The organism is Streptomyces sp. NPDC088732, assembly GCF_044751205.1.
GTDB lineage: Bacteria > Actinomycetota > Actinomycetes > Streptomycetales > Streptomycetaceae > Actinacidiphila.
The window spans coordinates 97,689-124,255 of the sequence record NZ_JBIVLI010000011.1 but is presented as its reverse complement, the minus strand read 5'-3'; the positions used below and the strand labels follow the sequence as shown (position 1 = coordinate 124,255).

General features: G+C 71.6%; 22 protein-coding genes and 1 tRNA gene. 7 read left to right on the top strand and 16 right to left on the bottom strand.

The window, feature by feature from the left end; genetic code table 11:
• Nucleotides 1-30: 30 nt before the first annotated feature.
• From ACIP9H_RS20010 to ACIP9H_RS19950, 13 genes are all read right to left on the bottom strand, one after another.
• Nucleotides 31-1,068: a PAC2 family protein gene (locus ACIP9H_RS20010; RefSeq protein ID WP_401589138.1), complete on the bottom strand. Its 1,038-nt coding sequence runs from the start codon at nt 1,066-1,068 to the stop codon at nt 31-33.
• A gap of 83 nt (nt 1,069-1,151) precedes the next feature.
• Nucleotides 1,152-2,327, bottom strand: coding sequence for a hypothetical protein (locus tag ACIP9H_RS20005; protein ID WP_401589135.1), 1,176 nt, complete (start codon nt 2,325-2,327; stop codon nt 1,152-1,154).
• Nucleotides 2,328-2,405: 78 nt separating this feature from the next.
• Complete coding sequence (locus ACIP9H_RS20000) at nt 2,406-3,077, bottom strand: FadR/GntR family transcriptional regulator (protein WP_401589133.1); 672 nt, start codon at nt 3,075-3,077, stop codon at nt 2,406-2,408.
• 432 nt (nt 3,078-3,509) lie between these two features.
• Nucleotides 3,510-3,583, bottom strand: a tRNA-Pro gene (locus tag ACIP9H_RS19995).
• A 66-nt stretch (nt 3,584-3,649) separates the two neighbouring features.
• Complete coding sequence (locus tag ACIP9H_RS19990) at nt 3,650-4,399, bottom strand: ferredoxin reductase (RefSeq protein WP_401589130.1); 750 nt, start codon at nt 4,397-4,399, stop codon at nt 3,650-3,652.
• Complete coding sequence (locus tag ACIP9H_RS19985) at nt 4,392-5,003, bottom strand: sulfite oxidase-like oxidoreductase (protein ID WP_401589484.1); 612 nt, start codon at nt 5,001-5,003, stop codon at nt 4,392-4,394. The genes ACIP9H_RS19990 and ACIP9H_RS19985 overlap by 8 nt, the downstream gene beginning before the upstream one ends.
• Nucleotides 5,004-5,011: 8 nt before the next feature.
• A complete protein-coding gene (locus ACIP9H_RS19980; protein WP_401589127.1) occupies nt 5,012-6,331 on the bottom strand; it encodes an amidohydrolase in 1,320 nt (439 codons plus the stop codon).
• Nucleotides 6,328-7,095 carry a nucleoside phosphorylase gene (locus ACIP9H_RS19975; RefSeq protein ID WP_401589124.1) on the bottom strand — a complete coding sequence of 256 codons (768 nt, stop codon included), beginning with the start codon at nt 7,093-7,095 and terminating at the stop codon, nt 6,328-6,330. The genes ACIP9H_RS19980 and ACIP9H_RS19975 overlap by 4 nt, the downstream gene beginning before the upstream one ends.
• A 78-nt stretch (nt 7,096-7,173) precedes the next feature.
• Complete coding sequence (locus ACIP9H_RS19970; RefSeq protein ID WP_401589122.1) at nt 7,174-7,557, bottom strand: GntR family transcriptional regulator; 384 nt, start codon at nt 7,555-7,557, stop codon at nt 7,174-7,176.
• A gap of 163 nt (nt 7,558-7,720) precedes the next feature.
• Nucleotides 7,721-9,331, bottom strand: a complete 1,611-nt coding sequence (locus tag ACIP9H_RS19965; RefSeq protein WP_401589119.1) for an FAD-dependent oxidoreductase — start codon at nt 9,329-9,331, stop codon at nt 7,721-7,723.
• A gap of 7 nt (nt 9,332-9,338) precedes the next feature.
• Entirely contained in the window at nt 9,339-10,865 is a 1,527-nt protein-coding gene (gene glpK / locus ACIP9H_RS19960) for a glycerol kinase GlpK (RefSeq protein WP_401589116.1), read from the bottom strand.
• A gap of 42 nt (nt 10,866-10,907) precedes the next feature.
• A complete protein-coding gene (locus ACIP9H_RS19955; protein WP_401589114.1) occupies nt 10,908-11,729 on the bottom strand; it encodes an MIP/aquaporin family protein in 822 nt (273 codons plus the stop codon).
• A 237-nt stretch (nt 11,730-11,966) separates the two neighbouring features.
• Complete coding sequence (locus tag ACIP9H_RS19950; RefSeq protein WP_401589111.1) at nt 11,967-12,731, bottom strand: IclR family transcriptional regulator; 765 nt, start codon at nt 12,729-12,731, stop codon at nt 11,967-11,969.
• A gap of 220 nt (nt 12,732-12,951) precedes the next feature.
• Here ACIP9H_RS19950 and metH point away from each other — a divergent pair, with 220 nt between their 5' ends.
• From metH to ACIP9H_RS19930, 4 genes are all read left to right on the top strand, one after another.
• Nucleotides 12,952-16,485, top strand: a complete 3,534-nt coding sequence (gene metH / locus ACIP9H_RS19945) for a methionine synthase (RefSeq protein ID WP_401589109.1) — start codon at nt 12,952-12,954, stop codon at nt 16,483-16,485.
• A 121-nt stretch (nt 16,486-16,606) separates the two neighbouring features.
• Nucleotides 16,607-17,308 (top strand): HAD family hydrolase, encoded by a 702-nt coding sequence (locus ACIP9H_RS19940; protein WP_401959958.1) that lies wholly within the window; start codon nt 16,607-16,609, stop codon nt 17,306-17,308.
• 384 nt (nt 17,309-17,692) lie between these two features.
• Nucleotides 17,693-19,285 (top strand): ABC transporter substrate-binding protein, encoded by a 1,593-nt coding sequence (locus tag ACIP9H_RS19935; RefSeq protein ID WP_401589104.1) that lies wholly within the window; start codon nt 17,693-17,695, stop codon nt 19,283-19,285.
• Nucleotides 19,286-19,367: 82 nt separating this feature from the next.
• Entirely contained in the window at nt 19,368-20,960 is a 1,593-nt protein-coding gene (locus ACIP9H_RS19930; RefSeq protein WP_401959956.1) for an ABC transporter substrate-binding protein, read from the top strand.
• A gap of 61 nt (nt 20,961-21,021) precedes the next feature.
• Here ACIP9H_RS19930 and ACIP9H_RS19925 read toward each other — a convergent pair whose 3' ends face one another.
• Nucleotides 21,022-21,693, bottom strand: a complete 672-nt coding sequence (locus ACIP9H_RS19925) for a response regulator transcription factor (RefSeq protein WP_319661988.1) — start codon at nt 21,691-21,693, stop codon at nt 21,022-21,024.
• A gap of 14 nt (nt 21,694-21,707) precedes the next feature.
• Nucleotides 21,708-22,577 (bottom strand): RecB family exonuclease, encoded by an 870-nt coding sequence (locus ACIP9H_RS19920; RefSeq protein WP_401589099.1) that lies wholly within the window; start codon nt 22,575-22,577, stop codon nt 21,708-21,710.
• Between the two features lie 97 nt (nt 22,578-22,674).
• On the opposite strand from ACIP9H_RS19920, the gene ACIP9H_RS19915 reads away from it, so the two are divergent.
• The 3 genes from ACIP9H_RS19915 to ACIP9H_RS19905 all read left to right on the top strand — a co-directional run bounded on the left by ACIP9H_RS19915 (nt 22,675) and on the right by ACIP9H_RS19905 (nt 26,098).
• Nucleotides 22,675-23,907, top strand: a complete 1,233-nt coding sequence (locus tag ACIP9H_RS19915) for a site-2 protease family protein (RefSeq protein WP_401959953.1) — start codon at nt 22,675-22,677, stop codon at nt 23,905-23,907.
• A gap of 447 nt (nt 23,908-24,354) precedes the next feature.
• Entirely contained in the window at nt 24,355-25,311 is a 957-nt protein-coding gene (locus tag ACIP9H_RS19910) for a tRNA (adenine-N1)-methyltransferase (RefSeq protein WP_401589095.1), read from the top strand.
• A gap of 196 nt (nt 25,312-25,507) precedes the next feature.
• A complete protein-coding gene (locus ACIP9H_RS19905; protein ID WP_401589093.1) occupies nt 25,508-26,098 on the top strand; it encodes a hypothetical protein in 591 nt (196 codons plus the stop codon).
• A 4-nt stretch (nt 26,099-26,102) separates the two neighbouring features.
• Here the strand turns inward: ACIP9H_RS19905 and ACIP9H_RS19900 are convergent, their stop codons facing one another.
• Nucleotides 26,103-26,399, bottom strand: a complete 297-nt coding sequence (locus ACIP9H_RS19900) for a ferredoxin (RefSeq protein WP_401589482.1) — start codon at nt 26,397-26,399, stop codon at nt 26,103-26,105.
• Nucleotides 26,400-26,567: the final 168 nt, after the last annotated feature.

Genomic DNA, 26,567 nt, shown 5'->3' with positions numbered 1-26,567 from the left:
ACGGCCTTCGGCGTTCGTGCGGCGCCCGGCTCACTCGTCGTTGTCGGTGTTCCCGGTGTTCCCGGTGTCCCCGGAGTTCTCGCCGTCGGTGTCGGCCGTGCGGTCCTTCCCCGCCTCGTCCCGGTCGGCCCTCGGCAGGCCGCTGCCGCCGCCGCTGCCGGCGGTGCCGGTGTCCGGCTTCGGCGAGGTGTCGCGCAGGTACGGGCCCGCGTCCTGGTCGCCCGCCTGCGGGTCGCGGCGCCGCAGGTAGCGCTCGAACTCGCGGGCGATGGCCTCGCCGGAGGCCTCCGGCAGTTCGGCCGTGTCGCGGGCCTCCTCCAGGGTCTGCACGTACTCGGAGACCTCGCTGTCCTCGGCCGCGAGCTCGTCCACCCCGACCTGCCAGGCGCGGGCGTCCTCGGGCAGCTCGCCCAGCGGGATGCGCAGGTCGAGCAGGTCCTCCAGGCGGTTGAGCAGCGCCAGCGTGGCCTTGGGGTTGGGCGGCTGCGAGACGTAGTGCGGCACGGCGGCCCACAGGCTCACCGCCGGGATGCCCGCGTGCGTGCAGGCCTCCTGGAGGATGCCGACGATGCCGGTCGGGCCCTCGTAGCGGGACTCCTCCAGGCTGAGCGCGGTCGCCAGGTCCGGGTCCGAGGTCACCGCGGTGACCGGGACCGGACGCGTGTGCGGCGTGTCGCCGAGCAGGGCGCCCATCACCACGACCATCTCGACACCGAGCTCGTGGGCGAAGCCCAGGATCTCGTTGCAGAACGAACGCCAGCGCATGCTGGGCTCGATGCCCCGGATCAGGACCAGGTCGCGCGGCTTGGGGGTCTCGATGCGGACGACGGACAGCCGGGTCGTGGGCCAGGTGATCTGGCGTACGCCGCCGTCCATCCACACCGTGGGACGGTTGACCTGGAAGTCGTAGTAGTCCTCGGCGTCCAGCGCCGCGAACACCTCACCCTTGAACTCCCGGTCCAGATGCCCGACCGCGGCGGAGGCGGCGTCCCCGGCGTCGTTCCAGCCCTCGAACGCGGCCACCATGACCGGGTCGATCAGCTCGGGAACTCCCTCGAGCTCGATCACCCAGCGCCTCCTTCCGGCCGGAAGGGAGATGGTGTCACCCCCGCCGGCTGCCGTTCCTTCGCGTGCTGCACCAGCCTACGGCTTCACGGGACAGGTGCCGCCGCCTTCGTAGGGGGATGATCCCCACCGTCACCGGTCGTACGCGTCCCGTCGTCCTCCGGCCCCCACGCGGACCGGAACGCGGCCCAGTCGTCCGCGGTGGCGTGGAAGTCGACGTACAGGGCCAGCCCGAAGCGCTCGCGGGCCGGATCGTGCCGGGCCAGGCCCAGCCGCGCGCCGCGGGCGGCCGCCGCGACGGTCTCCGCCCACGCGTGGTGGCCCAGGTTGTTCGTGTGGTAGCCGGGCAGCCCGATCAGCAGGTCGGTGGACGGCGGCGTCACCTCCAGGGCCAGCGCGGTCTGCTGGGCCACGTAGCCGCCGAAGAGGCTCTCCAGCGGCAGGGAGGTGTCGTAGGCCATGACCGCGACCTGGTCCACCCTGCGGGCGACCGCCCCGAAGTAGGCCTGCGACCACCACTTGGGGTGGTGGAACAGCGCGCCGGCCGGGACGTGCAGGGACGGCAGCGGGTCGATCTGATGGGTCGCGACGGACAGGACGGCGCCCCGCCGGGCCGTCAGCGCGCGCACGGAGTCCAGGACGTCGAGGAAGCCGCGGTCGCCGGAGTACATCGGCTCCAGGTCCAGGTGCACCCCGTCGAAGCCCGCCGCCAGCGCCTGCCCGGCGCTCGCCCCGATCCGGGCCCGCGTCGCCGGGTCGTCCAGGTGCAGCCCCTGTTCGCCGTGGTGCGAGACCACCTGACCCAGCCACGCCTGCACTCGCACGCCGGGCAGCGCGCGGTGTACCTCCCGCACCAGCGACGCGGCCCCCGGGTACAGCGCCGGATCCAGACCGCCGTCGAACTCCAGCGGGCCGGTGTGCACATACAGGTCACGGGTGCCGCTGCCGCGCAGCTGCCGCCCGAGCGCGGCCAGGTCGGCCGCGTCCCGGCGGCCGTCGACCCAGGCGTGGCCGAGCCAGACCGCGTTGCGGCCGCGGTCGGGGCCCGCCCCGGAGGGGTCGCCGGCGAACTCCAGGCGCAGCGCGACGCCGGCGGCCAGCACCGGCAGCAGCACGGCGAGCGCGACCACGAGGGCGCCGCGCCGCAGCGCACGGCGGGAGGGGCGGCGGAGCCGGAGGCGCGGACGGGGCCCCGGGGTCGTGCGGGCAGGGCGGCCCGTGCGGGCAGCCGGGCGGGAGAGCAGGCGTGGGCGTGAATTCATCCGATCCCTTTACTCGATCACTTCTTCGAGAGATCGGACGCGCGTGAGGCCGTTCCCGGTTCGCGGCCGGACGGCCGCTCAGAGTGTCGAGCGCAGCCACTGCTCCACGCTGGCGACGTGCACCGTCGCCCACGACCGGGCAGCCTCCGCGTCGCGGTCGCGCAGCGCGCCGAGGATCGCCCGGTGCTCGTGCAGGGTGCGGCTGACCGCGTCCTCCTGGGTCAGCCCGCGCCAGATCCGCGCCCGCGTGGTGGGCCCGGACAGCCCGTCGAGCAGCGAGCACAGCACCGAGTTGCCGGCCGCCTGCACGATGCCGCGGTGGAACTCCAGGTCGCAGGCGACCAGTTCCTCGACCGACGGGCTCGTGCCCAGCGCCGCCAACTGGTCCTCCAGGGCGTCCAGCTGGGACTCGGGGATGATCGCGGCCGCCATGGCCGTCGCCGCGGGCTCCAGTATGCGGCGCACGGCCAGGAACTCCAGCACGGTGTCGTCGCGGTGGAAGTCCACCACGAAGCTCATGGCCTCCAGCAGGAGTTGGGGGTCCAGGCTGGTGACGTACGTGCCGTCGCCCTGCCGCACGTCCAGGATGCGGATCAGTGAGAGCGCGCGCACCGCCTCGCGCAGCGAGTTGCGGGACAGGCCGAGGTCCGCCGCCAGTTCGCTCTCCTTGGGGAGCCGGTCGCCGGGGCGCAGCGCACCGGAGACGATCATCCCCTTGATCTTCTCGATCGCCTCGTCGGTGACTGCCATGACCGCCCTCGCCTCCAGAACATCCGATGTATCGGGCCATTATGCCCGCACCGCCGGGAGCGGGAGCCGCTCTCGCAAGGTCCGGTCCTCCGGCATCCCTGAGCAATCGGCGGACCACTGGGCGCACTGTCCTTGGCACGCGGGCAGTTCGGTCCGAGGGGGTGCGGTGCGCGACGTCCCGTCACCGCCCGCGACCGGCTGCAGGGAGGGGAGACGCATGGCCGCGGGAGGCCACGTCCATCGCTCGGGCGACCCGCGGTCGCGCTACGGCCGCGACATCGCGGCGCTCCGGGCGCTCGCGCCGCCGGCGTTCCGCCCGTCCTCCAGATCGTCCTCCGCTGACCCGCGGAATCCGCTGGGCCCGACGCACGAAGGCCTTGCCCCACCGGAGTGGGGCAAGGCCTTCAACTGCGGACACGTTCACAAGCACCGTCGGGACGACAGGATTTGAACCTGCGACCCCTTGACCCCCAGTCAAGTGCGCTACCAAGCTGCGCCACGTCCCGGTGCGGACCGGCCGGGGCGGTGCCCCGGAAGATCACGTAAAGAGGAGAATACCCGAAGGTCGCTGATCAGCCGAATCGCTCGATGCGGATCCGCCCGGGCGGCTGCCCGCCGTCCACCAGGAGCCGGGAGGCGTGCTCCGCGAAGCCGTTGCCCCCGCACACGTACGCCTCCCAGCCGCCCGGCGGCGGATCGGCCAGGTACGGGGCCAGATGCGCGGCGCCCAGCCGGCCCTGGGAGCGGGTGAGGACGACGGTGGTCTCCGCCCCGTACTCGCCGGCGTAGATCAGGTCCTCGCGCGTACGGGCCGAGACGATCAGCCGCAACGGCACGTCCGGCCCGCGCAGCCGGTGGTGGCGGATCATCGACATCAGCGGCACGACCCCGGAGCCGGCGCCGAGCAGCAGCGCGGGCCGGTCGCCCGACCAGGCGAAGAAGCCGCTGTGCGGGCCGCGGACCTCGACGGTGTCGCCGGGGCGGGCGACGGTGTGCAGATGGCCGGAGACCTCGCCGTCCGGGACGTGGTCGAGGGTGAGCTCGATGTGGCCCGAGCCGTCCGGCGCGGAGGCGAGGGAGTAGTTGCGCTGGGCCGTGTAGCCGTCGGCCGCCGTCAGGCGCAGCGTGAGGTACTGGCCCGGCAGATGCCCCGCCCAGCCGGGCACCGCGAAGCGGAACGTCGCGGCGCGCGGGGTCTCGCGGCGGACCTCGGTGAGCGTGGCGCGCCGCCACACCGCGGCGGCGGCCGCACCGACCGCGACGCGGCCGGGCACGGCGAAGCGCGTCGGCGGGACGAAGGCGGGTACGGCGAGGTCAGTCATGGGCGTAGCGCTGCTCCTGCCACGGATTGCCGCGGGCGTGGTAGCCGTTCTGCTCCCAGAAGCCCGCCTCGTCGTGGTCGATCAGGCGGATGCCGGCGATCCACTTGGCGCTCTTCCAGAAGTACAGGTGCGGCACGACCAGCCGGGCCGGGCCGCCGTGCTCGGGGGCGAGCGGCGCGCCGCCGTACTCGAAGGCGATCCAGGCCCGGCCGCCGGTGACGTCGGCCAGCGGCAGGCCGGCGGCGTAGCCGGTGTGCGCGTACGCCACGACGTGCGTGGCCTCGGGGGAGGGGCGCACCGCCGCCAGGAAGGCGTCCAGCGACACCCCTCCGAAGTGCACGCCGAACTTCGACCACCCGGTCACGCAGTGGATGTCGCCGCGGTAGGAGGACCGCGGCAGGGCCTGCGCCTCGTCCCAGCTCCAGGTGCGCGGCGCCGCCACCAGGCCGTCGACGCGCAGCGTCCACTCCGCCGCCGCGATACGCGGGGTGACCTCGGCCGACAGCACCGGCCAGTCGTCGTGCGCGTCGTACTGGCCGGGCGGCAGCCGCGGGTCGCGGTCGGCGGCCCGGGCGCGGCCGGTGAAGCCGCGGGTGGGTTCCAGGGCGGAGGTCATGCCGGGTGCTCCTGCTCCAGCGCCTCCAGTGCGCGCAGCGCGGCCGGTTCGTCCAGGGTGAGCAGTGCGCGGTCGCGCATCAGGACGCGGCCGTCCACGACGGTGTCGCGGACGTCGGCGGCCGCGGCGGCGTACGCGAGCATCGACCACGGGTCGTGGCGCGGCGCCAGGTGCGGCCCGCTCAGGTCGAGGACAACGAGGTCGGCGCGCTTGCCGGGCTCCAGGGAGCCGAGGTGGGCGTCCAGGCCGAGCGCGCGGGCGGACTCGATCGTCGCCATCCGCACCGCCTGCTCGGCGCCCACGGCGGTGGGGTCGCCGCCGGCCTTGTGGACCAGCGCGGCGGCCCGTACCGCGCCGAGCACGTCGAGGGTGTTGGAGCTGACGACGCCGTCGGTGCCGAGTCCGACGGTGACACCGGCGGCGAGCAGGTCCGGGACGCGGGCGATGCCGCAGCCCAGCTTCAGGTTGGACACCGGGCAGTGCGCGACGGCCGTGCCGGTCCTGGCCAGCGCGGCGATCTCGCCGTCCGTGAGGTCCACCGCGTGCGCGAGGAGCACGTCGGGGCCGAGCACGCCGAGGGAGTCCAGCAGCTCCACCGGGCGCTTGCCGTGGCGTTCGACGACCATGGCGACCTCGGCGGCGTTCTCCGCCGCGTGGACGTGCAGCAGCGCGCCGTGCTCGCGGGCCAGCGTGCTGACCGCCACCAGCTGGTCGGGGTCCAGGGTGTACGCGCTGTGCGCGAAGACCACCGGGCGGGTGCCCGGCGCGTGCGCGACGCGTCCCGCGAGGTCGGCCGCGGCCCAGGCCATGCGGTCGCCGTAGGGACGGCCGTCCGGCGGGCCGGGGACGTCCATGAACGTCGGGCCGGCCAGCAGCCGCCAGCCCGCCTGCCGGGCGGCCTCCTCGGCGGACTCGTGGAACCAGTACATGTCCAGGCCGGTGGTGACGCCCGCGCGCACGCTCTCCGCCACCGCGACCCGCACCCCGGCCGCCACCGCGCCCGGCGAGAGCAGTTCGGCCTCGCGGGGGATCACGCGGGCCAGGAACTCCTGGAGGTCCACGTCGTCGGCGCAGCCCCGCAGCAGGGTCATCGCCAGATGGGTGTGGGTGTTGATCAGGCCCGGCAGCACCAGGCAGCCCGTCGCGTCGATCTCCTCGGCGGCCCGGTACGCGGCGCGCACCTCCGCCGCCGGGCCGACGGCCACGATCGCGCCGTCGCGCACCGCGACGGCCCCGTCCGGCACGACGGTGCCCGCCGCGTCGACGGTCAGCACATCGCCGCCGTGCACCAGCAGATCGGCGTCCTGAACGCTCACTTCATGTCGCTTCCGTACTCGGTGGCCAGCAGATGCAAGGCGTCCAACGTTACCCGGCTGCCGCGGGCCACCCCCTCGGCGACCACGCTCCGGTCCGGGTCGTAGCCGCCGGTCGCCTCGACGTCCACGAGGTCGTCCGCGTTCGCCCCGTCCACGACCAGCGCGCCGCCCGCCACCAGGCCACGCGTGGAGGCGAGCACCAGCAGCGCCGACAGCTCCATCTCGATGGCCGCGATCCCGGCGGCCGTGTACGCCTCGCCCGGCAGCGGCAGGAAGCCCGGCTGGAACGCCGCCCGCGTCCAGACCACGCCGCGGTGGTGCGGCGCGTCCAGGGCCCGCGCCGCACGCTCCAGGGCCAGCACCGCCTCCGGCGTCGCGAACGCCGGGTACTCCGGCGGCAGCAGCTGCTGCGTGACCCCGTCGTCGCGCACGGCCGCCTCGGCGATCACCAGGTCGCCGTCCCGGATGCCGGCCCTGATCGCCCCGGCGGTGCCCAGCCGCAGGATGGTGCGGACCCCGGCCCCCACCAGCTCCTGGAACAGCAGCATCGCCCCCGGGGCGCCCACCCCGTGCGAGGCGACCACCACGGCCGTGCCCTTCCACGTGCCGGTGAAGGTGCGGTACTCGCGGTGGTGCGCCACCTCCCGAGCCTCCGCCAGCATCCCGGCGACGTCCGCCGCCCGCGCCGGGTCGCCCACGACGACCGCATGGGCGGGCAGCCCCGAGCGGGGGATGCGGGTGATGGGCTGCGGATCGGCGGTCATCGGTCCTCCAGGCGCGGTCGGCGGTGCTCCCGGACGGTACACGGAGGGGGAGTCCGGCCGGTTCGACCGGCCGCTCGTTCACTGCTCGCCGGAGAACTCCCGGTCCAGCACGGAGTGGAACAGCGCAGACGCGTCCTCGCGGTCGAGTCCGCTCTCGCGCGCCCGGCGCATCCAGCCGGCCAGTTCCGCGGCGAGCGGCGAGTCGGCGGGTGCGGCGCCGAGCGACTTCTGCACGAAGGTGCCCAGGCCGCGTCGCGCGACCACCAGCCCCTCGCGTTCCAGTTCGCGATAGGCCTTCAGCACGGTGTTCGGGTTGACGACGGTCGTCTCGACCACCTCGCGGGCGGTGGGCAACTGGTCGCCGGGCCGGAGCAGCCCGAGCCGCAGGGCCTGTTTGGTCTGATGCACGATTTGCAGGTACGTGGCGACCCCGCTGCGCCGGTCGATGCGGAACTCGACCATGCGTCAACCCCCCTTTAACTAATCAAGTAGTTAAAGAGTGTTTCAGGAACGCCCCGATGTCAACCCGGCGCCAAACCCTTCTGCCGCGAAGGCGGGTGGGAACGCGAAAGGCCCGGGTGGGCTGTGCCGGTCGCACAGCCCACCCGGGCCCGGGGCGCGGGCGTCAGCCGCGCCGGGCGGCCAGGACGGCCTCCACGCGGGCGCGGACGTCCGCGGTGTCCAGTCCCCGCACCGTCACGGTGGTGCGGCGCCGCAGCACGTCGTCCGCGGTCTGCGCCCACTCGTGGTCGCGGGCGTAGACGACCTGGGCCCATATCTCCGGGCCGTCGGGGTGGATACGCTCGCCGAGCGCGGGGTCCTCGTTCACCATCCGGGCGATGTCGAAGGACAACGCGCCGTAGTGGGTCGCCAGGTGACGGGCCGTCAGCGGGTCGATGCGGTGGCCCGGGTCGCGGTCGACCAGCAGCCGGTGGGCGACCGCGTTCGGGTTGGCGACCCCCGGCAGGGGCACCCGGCGCGGCAGGTGGTCCAGCGGCTCCATGTCCTCGTTCAGCGGGCCGCCGGGCAGCTTGGCGAGCTTGCCCATGACCGTGCGCCCGATGTGCCGGTACGTCGTCCACTTGCCGCCCGCGACCGACAGCATGCCGCCGCTGCCCTCGGTCACGACCGTCTCGCGCTTGGCCTTCTCCACCCCGCCGGGGCCGCCCGGCAGCACCCGCAGACCCGCGAAGGCATAGGTGATCAGGTCGGGGGACAGGTGCTCGTCCCGCACGGAGTGGGCCGCCTCGTCCAGGATCTGCCGGACGTCGGCCTCGGTCGCCCGTACGTCGGCCGGGTCGCCGGTGTACTCCTCGTCCGTGGTGCCCAGCAGCAGCTGGTCCTCCCACGGCAGCGCGAAGGTGATGCGGTACTTGTCGATCGGCGTCGCCATGGCCGCCCGCCACGGCGCCTTGCGCTTGAGCACGATGTGGGCGCCCTTGGACAGCCGGATGCTGGGCGCGGCGCCCTTGTCCTCCATCCGCCGCAGGTGGTCGACCCAGGGGCCGGTGGCGTTGAGCACCAGCCGTGCGTCGACGCCGAACTCGGTGCCGTCCAGCCGGTCCTTGAGGTCGGCGCCGGTGACGCGGCCGTGCGTGAAGCGCAGTCCGGTCACCTCGGCGTGGTTGAGGACGACGGCGCCCGCGTCGACGGCGGCGCGCACCGTCATCACGGCCATGCGCGAGTCGTTCATCTGGTGGTCGTAGTAGACGGCCACCGCCTTCAGGTCGTCCGTGCGCAGCGCCGGGTTGGCGGCCGCCGCCCGGGACGGGGAGATGATCCGGCCCACTCCGTCGCCGAAGGCCGACAGCGCCGAGTAGGCGAAGACGCCGGCGCCGAGCTTGGCGGCCCCGACCGGGCCGCCCTTGTAGACCGGCAGGTAGAAGGTGAGCGGGTTCACCAGGTGCGGGGCCACGTCCCTGGCCAGCACCCGGCGCTCCATGTGGTTCTCCGCCACCAGCTTGACCGCGCCGGTCTGGAGGTAGCGCAGACCGCCGTGGACGAGTTTGGAGGAGGCCGAGCTGGTGGCGCCGGCGAAGTCGCCGGCGTCCACCATCGCCACCCGCAGCCCCGACTGCGCGGCGTGCCAGGCCACGGAGGTGCCCAGGATGCCGCCGCCGATCACCAGCAGGTCGTAGGTGGCGCGGCTCAGCAGTTCCCGGGTCTCGGCGCGGCCCGGGTTCCGGCCGGCGGTCGGATGCGTCCCGAGAGCCGGGACGTGCTGCGTGGTGGTCATGTTCGGTTCAGTGCTCCTCTTCGATCCAGCCCATGGTCCGCTCGACGGCCTTGAGCCAGCTCTTGTACTCGCGGTCGCGGATGTCGGCGTCCATCCGCGGGGTCCATTCGGCGGCCCGGCGCCAGTTGGCGCGCAGCTCGTCGGTGTCCGACCAGAAGCCCACCGCCAGGCCGGCGGCGTAGGCGGCGCCCAGGCAGGTGGTCTCGGCGACCAGGGGGCGCACGACGGGCGCGTCCAGGAAGTCGGCGAGGGTCTGCATCAGCAGGTTGTTGGCGGTCATGCCGCCGTCGACCTTGAGCGCGGTGAGCTCCACGCCCGAGTCCTTGGTCATCGCGTCGACGATCTCGCGGGTCTGCCAGGCGGTCGCCTCCAGCACCGCGCGGGCGATGTGCGCCTTGGTCACGTAGCGGGTGAGGCCGGCGATCACACCGCGGGCGTCGGAGCGCCAGTACGGGGCGAACAGGCCGGAGAAGGCCGGCACGAAGTAGGCGCCGCCGTTGTCCTCGACCGACATGGCCAGCGTCTCGATCTCGGCAGCCGTCTTGATCAGGCCCATCTGGTCGCGCATCCACTGCACCAGCGAACCGGTGACGGCGATGGAGCCCTCCAGCGCGTACACCGGCTTCTGGTCGCCGATGCGGTAGCCGACGGTGGTGATCAGGCCGTTGTAGCTGTTGATCGGCTTGTCGCCGGTGTTCATCAGCAGGAAGGTGCCGGTGCCGTAGGTGGACTTGGCCTCGCCCTCGGAGTAGCAGGTCTGGCCGAACAGCGCGGCCTGCTGGTCGCCGAGCGCGGAGGCGACCGGCACGCCCGCCAGGGCGCCGGAGGCGGCCTCGCCGTACACCTCGGCGGAGGAGCGGATCTCCGGGAGCACGGCGGCCGGGATGCCGAGGGAGGACAGGATCTTGTCGTCCCAGTCCAGGGTGTGCAGGTTCATCAGCAGCGTGCGGGAGGCGTTGGTGACGTCGGTGACGTGCCGGCCGCCGTTGACGCCGCCGGTGAGGTTCCAGATCACCCAGCTGTCCATGGTGCCGAAGAGGATCTCGCCGGCCTCGGCGCGCTCCCGCAGGCCCTCGACGTTGTCGAGCAGCCAGCGGATCTTCGGGCCGGAGAAGTACGAGGCCAGGGGCAGGCCGGTCTCGCGGCGGAAGCGGTCCTGGCCGACGTTGCGGCCGAGCTCCTTGCACAGGGCGTCGGTGCGGGTGTCCTGCCAGACCAGGGCGTTGTGCACCGGCTCGCCGGTCGCCTTGTCCCACAGCAGTGTGGTCTCGCGCTGGTTGGTGATGCCGATCGCCTTGACGTCGGCGGCGGTGATGCCCGCCTTGGAGACGGCCTCGGCGACGACCTCCTGGACGTTGGTCCAGATCTCGGCGGCGTTGTGCTCGACCCATCCCGGCTTCGGGAAGATCTGCTCGTGCTCCTTCTGTCCGACCGAGACGATGCGGCCGTCCCTGTCGAAGACGATGCAGCGCGAGGACGTGGTTCCCTGGTCGATCGCGGCGATGAAGGGGCCTTCGGTGTGGGCGTTGGTCACGGTGTGCTCCTCAAGTCCAGTGGGGTCGTCGGCTGCTACTGCTCAGAATGCGATCCGGTGGAGGCCGGCTGCGAGGACCGCGCCCACGATCGGGCCGACAACCGGTATCCAGGCATAGCTCCAGTCTGATCCCCCTTTGTTCGGCAGCGGCAGGAGCGCGTGCACGATGCGCGGACCGAGGTCGCGCGCGGGGTTGATGGCGTAGCCGGTCGGGCCGCCGAGCGAGAGGCCGATGCCGACGACGACCAGGGCGACCATGAGGGTCCCGGTACCGGAGACGGTCAGGCCCTTGGTGAGGCCGAGGGTCAGGATGAACAGCACGAGGACGAAGGTGCCGATGATCTCGGTGGCCAGGTTCTGCGCCACGTTGCGGATCTCGGGGCCGGTGGAGAAGATCCCCAGCACCGGGCCGGGAGCGGCGGCCGGCCGCTTACCGGAGGCGGCGGTTGCGGTGGTCTCGGTGCCCTCGGTGCCCTCGGTGGTGTGGGGGCCTTCGATGGCACCGGTGATCTCGGGGTCGCTCAGGTGGGCCTGGAACTGCCCGGCGTAGGCGGCCCACACGAGGGCGGCGCCGATCATCGCGCCGAGCATCTGGCCGGCCAGGTAGACCGGGACGTTGCTCCAGTCGCCGCTGTCGACGGCGAGGCCGATGGTGACGGCCGGGTTGAGGTGGGCGCCGGAGAGGCTGCCCGAGATGTAGGCACCGGTCAGGACGGCGAAGCCCCAGCCGAAGGTGATGGCGAGCCAGCCGGCGTTGCGCGCCTTGGAACTCTTGAGGGTCACGGCCGCGCAGACGCCGCCGCCGAGAAGGATCAATATGGCGGTACCGATGGTCTCGCCGAGAAAGATGTGCTCACTGGACACGTGCGACTCCTTTGTCCTTCGTCCAGGGGAGAGCGAACCCTTGTCCCGTTCAGGGGTTCGCGAGCCTGTCACCAGGCCCCCCGGCGGTCCCACGGCCAGGTACACCGTACCGACTCCGTCGGCTGCTGTTCGACAATGTCGACCGCCGAACGAGAGTGTTCTCCTGCGTGACCGGATGCGTCAAGAGTTCGACAGGTTGCGGAACGGTCTCCCGGCCGGGCCCGGAACCGGCCGGGCTCAGAACCGGCCGGCGCCCAGGTCGCGGGAGACCGCGCGGGCGCAGTCCCGCACCGCGGCGACCAGGTGGGCCCGGATGTCGCCGTCCTCGCAGACCCGCTCCACCGCGCCGGTGACGGCGACCGCGCCGACCGGCATGCGGTGCCGGTCGTGGATGGGCGCGGCGATCGAGGCCACGCCGTCCCAGGTCTCCTCCAGGTCCGCCGCCCAGCCGCGGGCCCGTGTGAGGTCGAGCACGCCCTCGAACTCCGCCGCCCCGGTGACCGTTCGCGCGGTCAGCGGTTCGCGCGTCATCTCGGTCACCTCGCCGTGCGCGACCGGGTCGTACGCGGAGAGCACCTTGCCCAGCGCACTGCTGTGCAGCGGGTGCATCGCGCCGACCTCCAGCACCTGGCGGCTGTCGTCGGGGCGGAAGACGTGGTGCACGATGAGCACGCCCTGCTGGTGGAGGACGCCCAGATAGACGGCCTCGCCACTGGAGCGGGCCAGGTCGTCGGTCCACACCAGGGCGCGGGCGCGCAGCTCGTGCACGTCCAGGTAGCTGTTGCCCAGCCGGAGCAGCTCCGCCCCCAGCTGGTAGCGGCCGGAGACCGGGTCCTGCTCGACGAAGCCCTCCTGCTGGAGGGTGCGCAGGATGCCGTGTGCCGTTCCCTTGGCCAGGCCCAGCGAGGAGGCTACGTCCGACAGGCCGAGCCTGCGCTCCCCGCCGGCCAGCAGCCGCAGGATCGCAGCCGCACGGCTGAGCGACTGGATGGGACCTGGCATGAACAACCCCTCTGTCAGGAACGATCATGAACGAGTCGACAATGCTGAACACTGTCAGACGATGCCGACCATCATCATCCCAGAGATGAGTGTGGCACCACGGTCCGCCCTTCGGAATGCCGGAGGCGGATTCCGGCGGCCCGGCTACGCTGGCCTGGTGCGTACCAGCGACAGCCGGTGCGCGCCAAGCCGACAGCCGTCGCACTCAGGGAGCACATCCATGGCCCAGCCGTCCTCGTACGCCTCCTCCTCCGAGGGAACCTCCCCCGCACACGCCCGCGCAGCGGCCCTCCGGGAGGCCTTCGCCCAGCGGGTCGTGGTCGCCGACGGGGCCATGGGCACGATGCTCCAGTCGAAGAACCCGACCATGGACGACTTCCAGGGCCACGAGGGCCTGAACGACATCCTGAGCATCTCCCGCCCCGACATCGTCCGCGCCGTGCACGAGGCCTACTTCGACGCCGGCGTGGACTGCGTGGAGACCAACACCTTCAGCGCCAACTACGCCGGCCTCCTGGAGTACGGCATCGAGGAGCGCGTCCACGAGGTCGCCGAGGCCGGCGCCCGGGTCGCCCGCGAGGTCGCCGACCGCTACTCCACCCCCGACCGCCCCCGCTGGGTGCTCGGTTCGATGGGCCCCGGCACCAAGCTCCCCACCCTCGGCCACGTCGCGTACGGCACGCTGCGCGACGCCTACGAGCAGAGCGCCGCGGGCCTGCTGGCCGGCGGCGCCGACGCGGTGATCGTGGAGACCACCCAGGACCTGCTGCAGACCAAGGCCGCCCTCATCGGCGCCCGGCGGGCCCTGGACGCCGCCCACTCCGCGGCGCCGCTCATCTGCTCCGTCACCGTCGAGACCACCGGCACCATGCTGCTGGGCTCCGAGATCGGCGCCGCGCTCACCGCGCTGGAACCGCTCGGCATCGACATGATCGGCCTCAACTGCGCCACCGGCCCCGCCGAGATGAGCGAGCACCTGCGCTATCTCGCCCGGCACGCCGGCATTCAGCTGTCCTGCATGCCCAACGCCGGTCTCCCCGTCCTCGGCAAGGACGGCGCGCACTACCCGCTGAGCCCCGGTGAACTCGCCGACGCGCAGGAGGTCTTCGTCCGCGAGTACGGGCTCTCCCTGGTCGGCGGCTGCTGCGGCACCACCCCCGAGCACCTGCGGCAGGTCGTCGAGCGGGTCCGCGGCCACGAGGTGGCCGCCCGCGAGCCGCGCCCCGAGCCGGGCGCGTCCTCGCTCTACCAGACGGTCCCCTTCCGCCAGGACACCGCGTACCTCGCCATCGGCGAGCGCACCAACGCCAACGGTTCCAAGAAGTTCCGCGAGGCCATGCTGGACGGCCGCTGGGACGACTGCGTGGAGATGGCGCGCGAGCAGATCCGCGAGGGCGCCCACTTCCTGGACCTGTGCGTCGACTACGTCGGCCGCGACGGCGTCGCCGACATGAACGAGATCGCCGGCCGGCTCGCCACCGCCTCCACCCTGCCGATCGTGCTGGACTCCACCGAGCCCGAGGTGCTCCGCGCGGGCCTGGAGAAGCTCGGCGGGCGCGCGGTGATCAACTCGGTCAACTACGAGGACGGCGACGGCCCCGAGTCCCGCTTCGCCCGCACCACGCGGCTCGCCGTGGAGCACGGCGCCGCCCTCATCGCCCTCACCATCGACGAGGAGGGGCAGGCCCGTACGCCCGAGGCCAAGGTCGCGATCGCCGAACGCCTCATCGCCGACCTGACCGGCACCTGGGGCATCGCCGAGAGCGACATCATCGTCGACTGCCTGACGTTCACCATCGCCACCGGCCAGGAGGAGTCCCGCGGGGACGGCATCGCCACCATCGAGGCGATCCGCGAACTCAAGCGCCGCCACCCGGCCGTGCAGACCACGCTCGGTCTGTCCAACATCTCCTTCGGCCTCAACCCGGCCGCGCGCACGGTGCTCAACTCGGTCTTCCTGCACGAGTGCGTGCAGGCCGGCCTGGACTCGGCGATCGTGCACGCGTCCAAGATCGTGCCGATCGCCCGCATCCCGGAGGAGCAGCGCGAGGTCGCCCTCGACCTCGTCCACGACCGCCGCCGCGAGGGCTACGACCCGCTGCAGCGCTTCCTGGAGCTGTTCGAGGGCGTCGACACCAAGTCGGTGAAGGCGGGCCGCGCCGAGGAGCTCGCCGCGCTCCCCCTGGACGAGCGGCTGCAACGGCGCATCATCGACGGCGAGAAGAACGGCCTGGAGGCGGACCTCGACGAGGCGCTGAAGGCGCGTCCGGCCCTCGACATCGTCAACGAGACCCTCTTGGAGGGCATGAAGGTCGTCGGCGAACTCTTCGGCTCCGGCCAGATGCAGCTGCCGTTCGTCCTGCAGTCCGCCGAGGTGATGAAGACCGCCGTCGCCCACCTCGAACCGCACATGGAGAAGTCCGACGCCTCCGGCAAGGGCACCATCGTGCTGGCCACCGTCCGCGGCGACGTGCACGACATCGGCAAGAACCTCGTGGACATCATCCTGTCCAACAACGGCTACAACGTCGTCAACCTGGGCATCAAGCAGCCGGTCTCGGCGATCCTCGACGCCGCCCAGGAGCACGCGGCGGACGTCATCGGCATGTCGGGCCTGCTGGTGAAGTCCACCGTGATCATGAAGGAGAACCTGGAGGAGCTCAACCAGCGCGGTCTGGCCGCCCGGTTCCCGGTCATCCTCGGCGGCGCCGCCCTCACCCGCGCGTACGTCGAGCAGGACCTCCACGAGATCTACGAGGGCGAAGTCCGCTACGCCCGCGACGCGTTCGAGGGCCTGCGGCTGATGGACGCGCTCATCGCGGTCAAGCGCGGCGTGCCCGGCGCCACCCTCCCCGAACTCCGGCAGCGCCGCGTCGCCCGCCGGGACGGGCAGGCGGGCGCGCCGGAGGAGACCGAGGAGAACCGCGGCCAGATCCGCTCGGACGTGGCCACCGACAACCCCGTTCCCACCCCGCCGTTCTGGGGTTCGCGGATCGTCAAGGGCATCCCGCTCAAGGACTACGCGTCCTGGCTCGACGAGGGCGCGCTGTTCAAGGGCCAGTGGGGCCTGAAGCAGTCCAGGACCGGCGGTCCCGGCTACGAGGAACTGGTGGAGACCGAGGGCCGGCCGCGGCTGCGCGGACTGCTGGACCGCATGCAGAGCGAGGGCCTGCTGGAAGCGGCGGTCGTCTACGGCTACTTCCGCTGCGTCTCCAAGGGCGACGACCTGATCATCCTCGGCGAGGACGGCGCGGAGCGGACCCGCTTCACCTTCCCGCGGCAGCGCCGCGGCCGCCGGCTGTGCCTGGCCGACTTCTTCCGCCCGGAGGAGTCCGGCGAGACCGACGTCGTCGGCCTCCAGGTGGTGACGGTCGGCAACGCGGTCTCGGAGGCCGCCAACAAGCTGTTCGCCGCCGACGCCTACCGCGACTACCTGGAGCTGCACGGCCTGTCCGTCCAGCTCGCCGAGGCGCTCGCCGAGTACTGGCACGCCCGGGTCCGCGCGGAGCTGGGCTTCTCCGGGGAGGACCCCGGCGCCATGGAGGACATGTTCGCGCTGAAGTACCGCGGCGCCCGCTTCTCCCTCGGCTACGGGGCCTGCCCCGACCTGGAGGACCGGGCCAAGATCGCGCAGCTGCTGGAGCCCGAGCGGATCGGCGTGCGGCTGTCGGAGGAGTTCCAGCTCCACCCGGAGCAGTCCACCGACGCCATCGTCATCCATCATCCGGAGGCAAAGTACTTCAACGCGCGGTAACGGGTCATACGTCGTACACTGGACGATCCGAACGGCACCTGGCCGGTCCCACGCCCCCATCACCCTGGGGCGCGAGGCGACCGGCCTTTGTGCCCCCTGGACTGTGAAGGATGTGGGGCGCATGACCAGCGGTATTCCCGTCACCGAGACCCGGCCGGCCCGGGACGCAGGCCTGCAGGCCGTCCTCCTGGACATGGACGGCACGCTGGTCGACACCGAAGGCTTCTGGTGGAACGCGGAGGTCGAGGTGTTCGCGCAGCTCGGGCACGTCCTGGACGACACCCACCGCGAGGTGGTCGTCGGCGGCCCGATGGCCCGCAGCCTGGGACACCTGATCTCGGTCACCGGCACCGACGCCACCCTCGCCGAGCTGTCCGCGCTGATCAACCTGCGGTTCGTCGAGCTCATCGGCCGGGGAGTACCGCTCATGCCGGGCGCGCGGCGCCTGCTCACGGAACTGGCCGCGCACGGCGTGCCCGCCGCCCTGGTCTCCGCCTCCCACCGCCGCATCATCGACGCCGTCGTGCTCTCCATCGGCCCCGAGCACTTCGCGTTCTCCGTCGCGGGGGACGAGGTGGTCCAGGGCAAGCCGCACCCCGAGTCCTATCTGCACGCCGCCGCGCGCCTGGGCGCCGACCCCGCGCGCTGCGTGGTCGTCGAGGACACCCCGACCGGTGTCAGCGCCGCGGAGGCGGCCGGGTGCCAGGTGGTGGCGGTGCCCTCGATCGCCCCCATCGAGCCCGCGCCCGGGCGGGCCGTCGTGGCGTCCCTCGAAGCCGTCGACGTGCCTTTTCTGCGCTCTCTGATTACGGCCGTTCACTGAGCGTCGCCATAAATTGAGTGGAAACTCTGGGCGCCCGCCCGCTCATTTTCCGTGACCTTTCGCGGCTGCCGAATTCTTTACCGGCGGTCGTCGGCTGGCGTGATACTTTTCACGTCGACGGGCGTCGACAACACCCTCCGGACGTGCTTCGGCCCGTCAATTGACGGTGCGTGTAGTGCTGTTGTGTCCGTATTGGGGGGCGGCGGGCTGTTCGTTCCGCTGTCCGGATATCGGTGCACCACTCCCTGTTATCCGCCTGTGACGCGGGCTCAACTTCTCCGTGTCAGGGGGCGGTCGGCCGGAATGCCGGGCACCGGCAATTCCGGGTATCGTCGCCCCGCTCAGACTGCGCGGCCGAGGGCCGGAAGAGGGAGAACAACGAGCATGAATCGCAAGCTGCTGGTGCTGCCGGCCGTGATGGGCCTCGCCGCGCCCGTACTCGCCGGATGCGGTGATTCGAACGCCGGAGGCGGCGGCGGCGACACGATCGTCGTGGGTACCACCGACCACATCGCCGTGTCCAAGGAACTGCCCTCTCCCGTGGACCCGGCCACCTCGTACGACGGTGGCACGTACACCTTCTTCAACAACACCTTCCAGATGCTGCTGGGTTACCAGCGCAGCGCGACGACCCCGTCCCCGGACGCGGCCAAGTCCTGCGAGTTCTCCGACACCAAGTCCGAGACCTACCGCTGCACTCTGCGCGACGGCCTGACGTTCTCCAACGGGCACGCGCTGACCTCCGAGGACGTCAAGTTCTCCATCGACCGCGTCATCAAGATCAAGAGCGACTACGGCCCGGTCAGCCTCCTGTCGAACATCGAGACCGTCGAGGCCCCGGACGAGAAGACCGTGGTCTTCCACCTCAAGGCCTCCGACGCCACCTTCCCGTACAAGCTGGCGACCCCCGCCGCGGCCATCGTCGACAGCGAGGTGTACCCCGCGGACAAGGCGCTCGACGGCCTGCAGATGGTCGGCTCGGGCCCCTACAAGCTGGACTCGTGGGAGGGCGACAAGGCCGTCCTCAGCGCCAACCCCAGCTACAAGGGCCTGGTGAGCAAGCTCAACAACAGCAAGATCGAGGTCCGCTTCTTCGAGACCGCGGACGCGATGGAGAAGGCGCTCGCCGACGGCCAGATCGACATGGTGAACCGCACCTTCACCGCCGACCAGATCTACAACATCCAGCAGGGCAAGGTGCCGACCATCAAGCTGACGGAGGCGACCAGCCCCTCCGTCCGCTACATGTTCTTCAACGTCGACGACCCGACGGTGAAGGACAAGGCCGTCCGTGAGGCCATAGCCCACATCGTCGACCGTGACGCGCTCACCCGCGACGTGACCCACCGCACCGCGACGCCGCTCTTCGGCGCCGTGCCCGCAGGCATCGTCGGTCACAGCAACTCGTACTTCAACATGTACGGGCAGCCCAGCCGCGACAAGGCCGCCGCGGCCCTGTCCGCCGCCGGCATCAGCACCCCGGTCAAGCTGACGTTCACCTACACGACGGACCGCCCGGCCACGCCGAACAAGGAAGAGGCGGTGGCCCTGCAGAAGCAGCTCAACGCCAGCGGCCTGTTCGACGTGACGCTCAAGGGCGCCCCGTGGAAGACCTTCCTCCCGGGCGCGGTCAAGGGCCAGTGGGCGGCGTACTCGCTCAGCTGGCTCCCCGACTTCCCCGACGCGGACACCTACATCGCGCCGTTCTTCGCCGAAGGCTTCCTCAACCTGAACTACCCCGGCGGCGACATCAAGAACTCGCTGCTGCCCAGCACCCGCCAGACCGCCGACCGCGGCCAGACGGACAAGGACTTCCTGCAGATGCAGGACATCCTGGCCAAGGACCTGCCGATGATCCCGCTGTACCAGGACAAGCAGTACGTCGCCACCCGCGACAACATCACCGGCGCCGAGTGGCTGCTGAATTCCTCCTCCACCGCCCAGTTCTGGGAGCTCGGGCGCGGCGTGGCAGGATGAGCCGTCGGCTGGTACGGATTCGGGCGTTCCGCGCGGATCCGTACCAGCCGGGCCCATTCGCACCACGAAGTGAGGTACCCCCGTGAGGAACAGAGTCCAGCTACTGGCTCTCCCGCTGTCCGCGACAGCGATATTTGCGGCCGGCTGCGGGAGCGGCTCCGGTGACGGGGGAGGTGAGGGCAAATCCGTCACGATGGGGATCACGGACAAGGTCACGGCCGTCGATCCCGCCTCCGGCTACGACGTGGGTTCCTGGATCGTCTTCAACAACGTCTTCCAGTCCCTGATGAGCTTCCCCCGGGGCGCCACCAAGCCCGAGCCCGAAGCCGCCGAGAACTGCGCGTTCACCGACTCGGCCAGCCGGACCTTCGACTGCACCCTGCGCCCGGGACTGAAGTTCAGCAATGGTGACGACCTCACCTCGCAGGACGTCAAGTACTCCTTCGAGCGCACCATCAAGATCAACGACGCGAACGGTCCCGCGGTCCTCCTGGACTCGATCAAGACGATCGACGCCCCCACCGCCGACCGCGTCGTCTTCCACCTGAAGTACTCCGACGCGACCTTCCCCATGAAGATCGCCTCCGGCGCCGGCTCCATCGTGGACCACCGCGAGTACCCGGCGGACAAGCTCCGCGACGACAACAAGGCGATGGGCAGCGGCCCGTACCGGCTGGACTCGTACACCGCCGGGGACCAGGCCGTCTTCTCGGTCAACGACCGCTACCAGGGCACCGCCGAAGTCCACAACTCCGGCATGACCATGAAGTTCTTCACGGAGGAGAGCGGCCTCGGCAAGGCCCTCGAGGACGGCGACGTCGACCTCGCCTACCGAGGCCTCGCCGCCAAGGACATCGCCGACCTCCAGCAGAAGGCGGCCTCCGGGGACAGCCACATGAAGGTCGTCGAGGGCACCGGCGCCGAGGTCCAGCACCTGGTCTTCAACGTCGACGACCCCGCGGTCTCCGACAAGGCCGTCCGTCGCGCCGTCGCCTACCTGATCGACCGCAAGGCCATCATCCGCGACGTCTACGACCGCACCGCCACCCCGCTGTACTCGATCGTGCCGCAGGGCATCACCGGCCACAACACGGCCTTCTTCGACCGCTACGGCGAGGGCGGCGACACCGCCCGCGCCCAGGCCGCGCTCACCGGGGCGGGCATCACCGAACCGGTCCGCTTCACCCTCTGGGCCACCCCCGTCCGCTACGGCCCCGGCACCGTGGCCGAGCTGAAGGAGATCGCCCAGCAGCTCAACGCCAGCGGCCTGTTCGACGTCGACGTCAAGTCCACCGACGCCGACCAGTACGCCAAGGACATCGCCGCCGGCAAGTACGCCGTCTACGTCCGAGGCTGGGTTCCCGACTACCCGGACCCGGACAACTTCACCGCGCCCTTCTTCGGCGACGGCAACGTGCTGTCCAACCACTACGTGAACCAGCGGCTCAGCGGCGAACTCATCCCGCGCACCGCCGCCGAGGACAACCGCGCCTCCACCACCTCGGACTTCGAGGAACTGCAGGACACGGTCGCCGACGACGTGCCGATCATCCCGCTGTGGCAGGGCAAGCAGTACGTGGCCGCCAAGGACACCGTCAACGGCCTGGAATGGACCCTCGACCAGTCCACCGTCTTCCGCTTCTGGGAGATCCAGAAGGTCGACCAGGCCGGCTGACCAGCGCGACGCCTCCGGCCTCCCCGACGGCCGGACGTCCCCCCGCCCCACCGGGGGACGGCTACTGCGCTCCTGGCCGCACCAGACCGCTCTCGTACGCGTACACCGCCGCCTGCACGCGGTCCCGCAGCGCCAGCTTCGTCAGCACATGTCCCACATGGGTCTTGACCGTCGTCTCGCTCACGAACAGCTCCGCCGCGATCTCGGCGTTCGACAGTCCCCGCGCGACCAGCTTCAGCACCTCGACCTCACGGTCGGTCAGCGTGTGCAGCGCCTGCGGCACCGGCTCCTCGCCCGACGGCAGCCGTCCCGCGTACTTGTCGAGCAGCCGCCGCGTGATGCTCGGCGCGAGCATCGCCTCGCCCGCCGCGACCACCCGGATCGCCTGCACCAGTTCGTGCGCCGGGGCGTCCTTCAGCAGGAAACCGCTGGCACCCGCGCGCAGCGCCTCCACCACGTACTCGTCCAGGTCGAACGTGGTCAGCACCAGCACCTTCGCCGGGCCGTCCCGCCCGGGACCGGTGATCTGCCGGGTGGCCTCCACCCCGTCCATCCGCGGCATGCGGATGTCCATCAGCACGACGTCCGGCTGCAGGGCCCGCACCTGCTCCAGAGCCTGCTGGCCGTCCCCCGCCTCACCGACCACCGCCAGTTCCGGCTCCGCCTCCAGGATCATCCGGAAACCGGTGCGCAGCAGCGGCTGGTCGTCAACCAGCAGAACGCGAATGGCCACGTGATCTCCTCAGCTCAGGAATCCCCATTCTTCCCCACCACCGCCAGCGGATACGGCGGGGGAGTGCCGCCGAACGACGGGCAGACCGCCTGGTGGTCGCACCAGTCGCACAGCCGGCTCGGACGCGGCCGCCAGTCGCCGGACTCGGTCGCCCGCCGGATCGCCTGCCACAGCGCCTCCAGCTTGCGCGCCACCGCCAGCAGGTCCTCCTCCGACGGGTCGTACGTCATCACCTCGCCGCTGCCCAGGTAGACCAGCTGCAGCCGGCGCGGCACCACCCCGCGCAGCCGCCACAGCACCAGCGCGTAGAACTTCATCTGGAACAGCGCCTCGTCCGCGTACTCCGGGCGCGGGGCCTTGCCGGTCTTGTAGTCCACCACGCGCAGATCGCCGGAGGCCGGGGCCACGTCGAGACGGTCGATGTAGCCGCGCAGCGTCAGCCCCGACTCCAGCTCCGTCTCCACGTACAGCTCGCGCTCCGCGGGCTCCAGCCGCGTCGGGTCCTCCAGCGAGAACCACCGCTCCACCAGCCCGGCCGCCCCCTCCAGCCACTCCGCCAGCTCCTGCCCCTCCCCGGCGGGGAACAGCTGCGACAGCTCGGGGCGCTCCTCGAGCAGCCGCCGCCACTGCCCCGGCACCATCGCCCGCGCCCGCTCCGCCGTCCGCTCGCCGGCCGGGTTGTCGAAGAGCCGCTCCAGCACCGCGTGCACCACCGTGCCCCGCGCGGCGGCCGGACTCGGCTTCTCCGGCAGCTTGTCGATCACCCGCAGCCGGTACAGCAGCGGACACCGCATGAAGTCGGCGGCCCGCGACGGCGACAACGACGACGGAGCGGCCGGCGGCCGCGGAGGCGTCGGCGGAACGGGTTCGATGCTGGTGCCCATGGCAGGACCCTATGGGTTCGCACCGACAGCCGGTGTCGGCTCCGGGCAGCCGGGCAATACCATCGACGTCGGACCGACAGCCGAACGAGGGGAACCAGTGAGCGACAGCCAGCAGCCGCGCGAAGGCGGCGGGCGCACCCCCGGAGCCGACGACGGCACCGGAAAACGCCCCGCCGGCCCCGGCGGCGGCATCCTCATGGGCCGCGTCTTCGGCGTGCCCGTGTACGTCGCCCCCAGCTGGTTCCTGGTCGCGGCCCTGATCACCTGGGTCTTCGGCGGTCAACTCGACCGCGTCCTGCCCGAACTCGGAGCCCTGCGCTACCTCGTCTCGCTCTTCTTCGCGGTGGCCTTCTACGCCTCCGTCCTGGTGCACGAACTCGCCCACACGGTCGCCGCGCTCCGCTTCGGCCTCCCGGTGCGCCGCATCCAGCTCCAGTTCTTCGGCGGCGTCTCCGAGATCGAGAAGGAGTCCGACACCCCGGGGCGGGAATTCGTCCTCGCCTTCATCGGCCCGCTGCTCTCGCTCGTCCTGGCCGGGGTGTTCTACCTCGGCATGCAGGGCGTGGACCCCGGCACCGTGCCGGGCGTCCTGCTCGCCGGACTGATGATCAGCAACCTCCTCGTGGCCGCGTTCAACCTGCTGCCCGGGCTCCCGCTGGACGGCGGCCGCATGCTGCGCGCGGTCATCTGGAAGATCACCGGCAAGCCTATGACCGGTACCGTCGCCGCCGCCTGGATCGGGCGCGCCCTCGCCCTCGCCGTCCTGATCGGCCTGCCCCTGCTGTCCTACGCCGGCGGCCTCAGCGACGGCACCGGCGACGCCACCGGCTTCGACTCCCTCACCGACGCCCTGCTCGCCGCCATCCTGGCCGCGATCATCTGGACCGGCGCGGGCAACGCCCTGCGCATGGCCCGGCTCCGCGAACACCTCCCCGAACTCCAGGCCCGCACCCTCACCCGGCGCGCCCTGCCCGTCGCCTCCGACACCCCCCTGTCCGAAGCCCTGCGACGCGCCAACGAGGCGGGCGCCCGCGCCCTCGTCGTCGTCGACGGCCACGGCACCCCCACCGCCGTCGTCCGCGAAGCCGCGATCGTCGGCATCCCCGAGCACCGGCGCCCCTGGGTCGCCGTCTCCGGACTCGCCCAGGACCTCAAGCCCGGCATGAAGGTTTCCGCCGAACTCGCGGGCGAGGACCTCCTCGACACCCTCCGCGCGACACCGGCCACGGAATACCTGGTGGTGGAGAACTCCGGCGAGATCTACGGCGTCCTGTCCACCGCAGACGTCGAAAAAGCCTTCCTCGCCGCCATGGCCCGGCCGTCTGTTTAAAGACTCGTTCGCCTCCGGGGCGCCTTCAGCACCTGTCGACGGTCGATCATGCTCGGCCCCTCGTTCCTCGGGGCCTCCTCGTGTTCTCCCTTTCGACAGGCGCGCGCCCCTTCGGCTCATTCGCCGGGCAGCCATGGTGAATTCGCGGGCCGTCGCTCCCTGGGGCCGTCGCACGAGGTGGGCATACAGGCACTCGCAGGGCCGCAGGCACGCGGCCCCAGAGGGCGAACGCCCCGTGTCGCGCCGGCGCCCCCACAGGACCACCGCCTGGCGAGTGAGCCCAAGGGGCGCGACGGTGCCGAAAGGGAGTGGGGGCACCTCCCAGCGGTATCTTGGGGAGCGCGGAGGGCCCGAGGAACGAGGGACCGAGCACGGTCGATCGTCGGCACCGTCACAGGGCGCCCCGGAGGCGAACGAGCCGTTAAAAAACACCGGTAGGCTGGGGGCATGTCCGAACCGACCGGTGCCGCCCGCCGTCGCGGGCCCTTCAAGGTCGGGGACCAGGTCCAGCTCACCGATCCCAAGGGACGCCACTACACGTTCACGCTCGAGGCCGGGAAGAACTTCCACACCCACAAGGGGTCGTTCCCGCATGACGAGCTGATCGGCGCCCCCGAGGGCAGTGTGGTGCGTACCACGGGAAACGTCGCCTACCTTGCGCTGCGCCCCCTGCTCCCCGACTACGTCCTGTCCATGCCCCGCGGCGCCGCCGTGGTCTACCCCAAGGACGCGGGGCAGATCCTGTCCATGGCCGACATCTTCACCGGCGCGCGCGTCGTGGAGGCCGGCGTGGGATCGGGCTCGCTCAGCATGTTCCTGCTGCGGGCGATCGGTGACGAGGGGATGCTGCACTCGTACGAGCGGCGCGCCGACTTCGCCGAGATCGCGACGCAGAACGTGGAGCGGTACTTCGGCGGTCCGCACCCGGCGTGGCAGCTCACCGTCGGCGATCTGCAGGACAACCTCAGCGATGTCGACGTCGACCGGGTCATCCTGGACATGCTCGCCCCGTGGGAGTGCCTGGAGGCGGTCTCCAAGGCCCTGGTGCCCGGCGGCATCCTGTGCGCCTATGTGGCCACGACCACGCAGCTCGCGCGGACCGTCGAGGCGATCCGCGAGCACGGCACGTTCAACGAGCCGTCGGCGTGGGAGACGATGGTGCGCACCTGGCACGTCGAGGGACTGGCGGTGCGTCCGGACCACCGGATGATCGGGCACACCGGGTTCCTGCTGACCGCGCGCCGGCTGGCGGACGGGGTGGAGCCCCCGCTGCGGCGCAGGCGCCCCGCGCCGGGCGCGTACGGCGAGGACTACACCGGTCCGGGCGCGGGTCGCGCCGCGGGCCGGGCCGCCAAGGGCGGTGAGGCGGCCGAGGCCGTCGAGGAACTCGAGGCCACGGACTGACCGCAGGCCACCGAGAGCGCCGCCACCGGGAGACCGGGGCGGCGCTTTTGTGTCCCCTCCGTGTCTCCAGCCACATACGTCATATGACGTACCGATAAAAGATTTGCGACACACGGGACCCGGTCGTACCGGCGCCCCGCGCGCTGTGGCAGCATGCTGGCCACCCCGCTCGACCAACTCCACAGGAGACAGGCGCGTGCAGCCCACGGCAGGACCGGCCCTCCCGCACACCCGGGCCCGTTCGGTGCACTGGATCACCACGGCCGCGGTGATCGCCGCGGTCATAGGCAGCGCCGCACTGGTGCAGCCCGCCGGCGCCTCCACCGCGAAGCCGCCGGCCGCCGGTGCGAAGGCGGCGGTCCCCGCGGTCCCCGCCGCGGCACCACCGGACCCGAAGGCCGCCCACTACACGATGAACTGCGCGGGCGCGCCGGTGGACGTGGTCGACCAGGCCGCCGGCGACCTGGACGGGGACGGCCGCCCGGAGACGGTCGCGGTCGCGCGCTGCCACTCCGAGACGGGCACCCCGCCCAGCGGTCTCTACGTGGTCTCGGCCGGCACCGCACCGGGCGCCGCGCCGCGGATCACGGAGACGCTGGTCGACCCGAAGGAGCAGCGGTCCCTCAAGGACCTGCGGATCGAGGGGCGAAAGGTTCGCGCCACGGTCCTCGGCTACTCCTCGCAGGACATCCCGCGCTGCTGCCCCGACCAGATGCGGGACTACAGCTGGGAATGGCGGTCGGGCACCTACTACGAGATCCCCGGACCGCTCGCGAACAGCGTGTGACAGATCACTCCGCGCCGGGTCCGTACAGCTCTACACTGTCCGAAACCCGACGTACATGAATACATTCGCCAGGACATTCCCTGGCCGAATCCACCACATCGGTCAGCAACGGCAGGGGCACCGGCACGGAGGCCCCGGGGGCCTCACGCAGCTCGCCGTCGTCACCCTTGACGTACGCGAGCCCGTCGATGTCCAGCTCGAATACCTCGGGTGCGTACTGCACACAGATGCCGTCACCGGTGCACAGGTCCTGATCGATCCAGACCTCAAGCGCCTCGACGACTTCGTCGCTCACGGGTATCTCGCCTGCCGTTCGTCGTTCGGGAAGGGACCGCCCCTGACGGGCGTTGACCGAACCGACGATACAACCGGCCGCTTTCGGATGGTGATGGCTGGGTATCTCCCTGGCACGAGGACGTGCGCAAGGGTGAAGATCGGACACACACCGGACGTCTTTGTGATCTAGGGG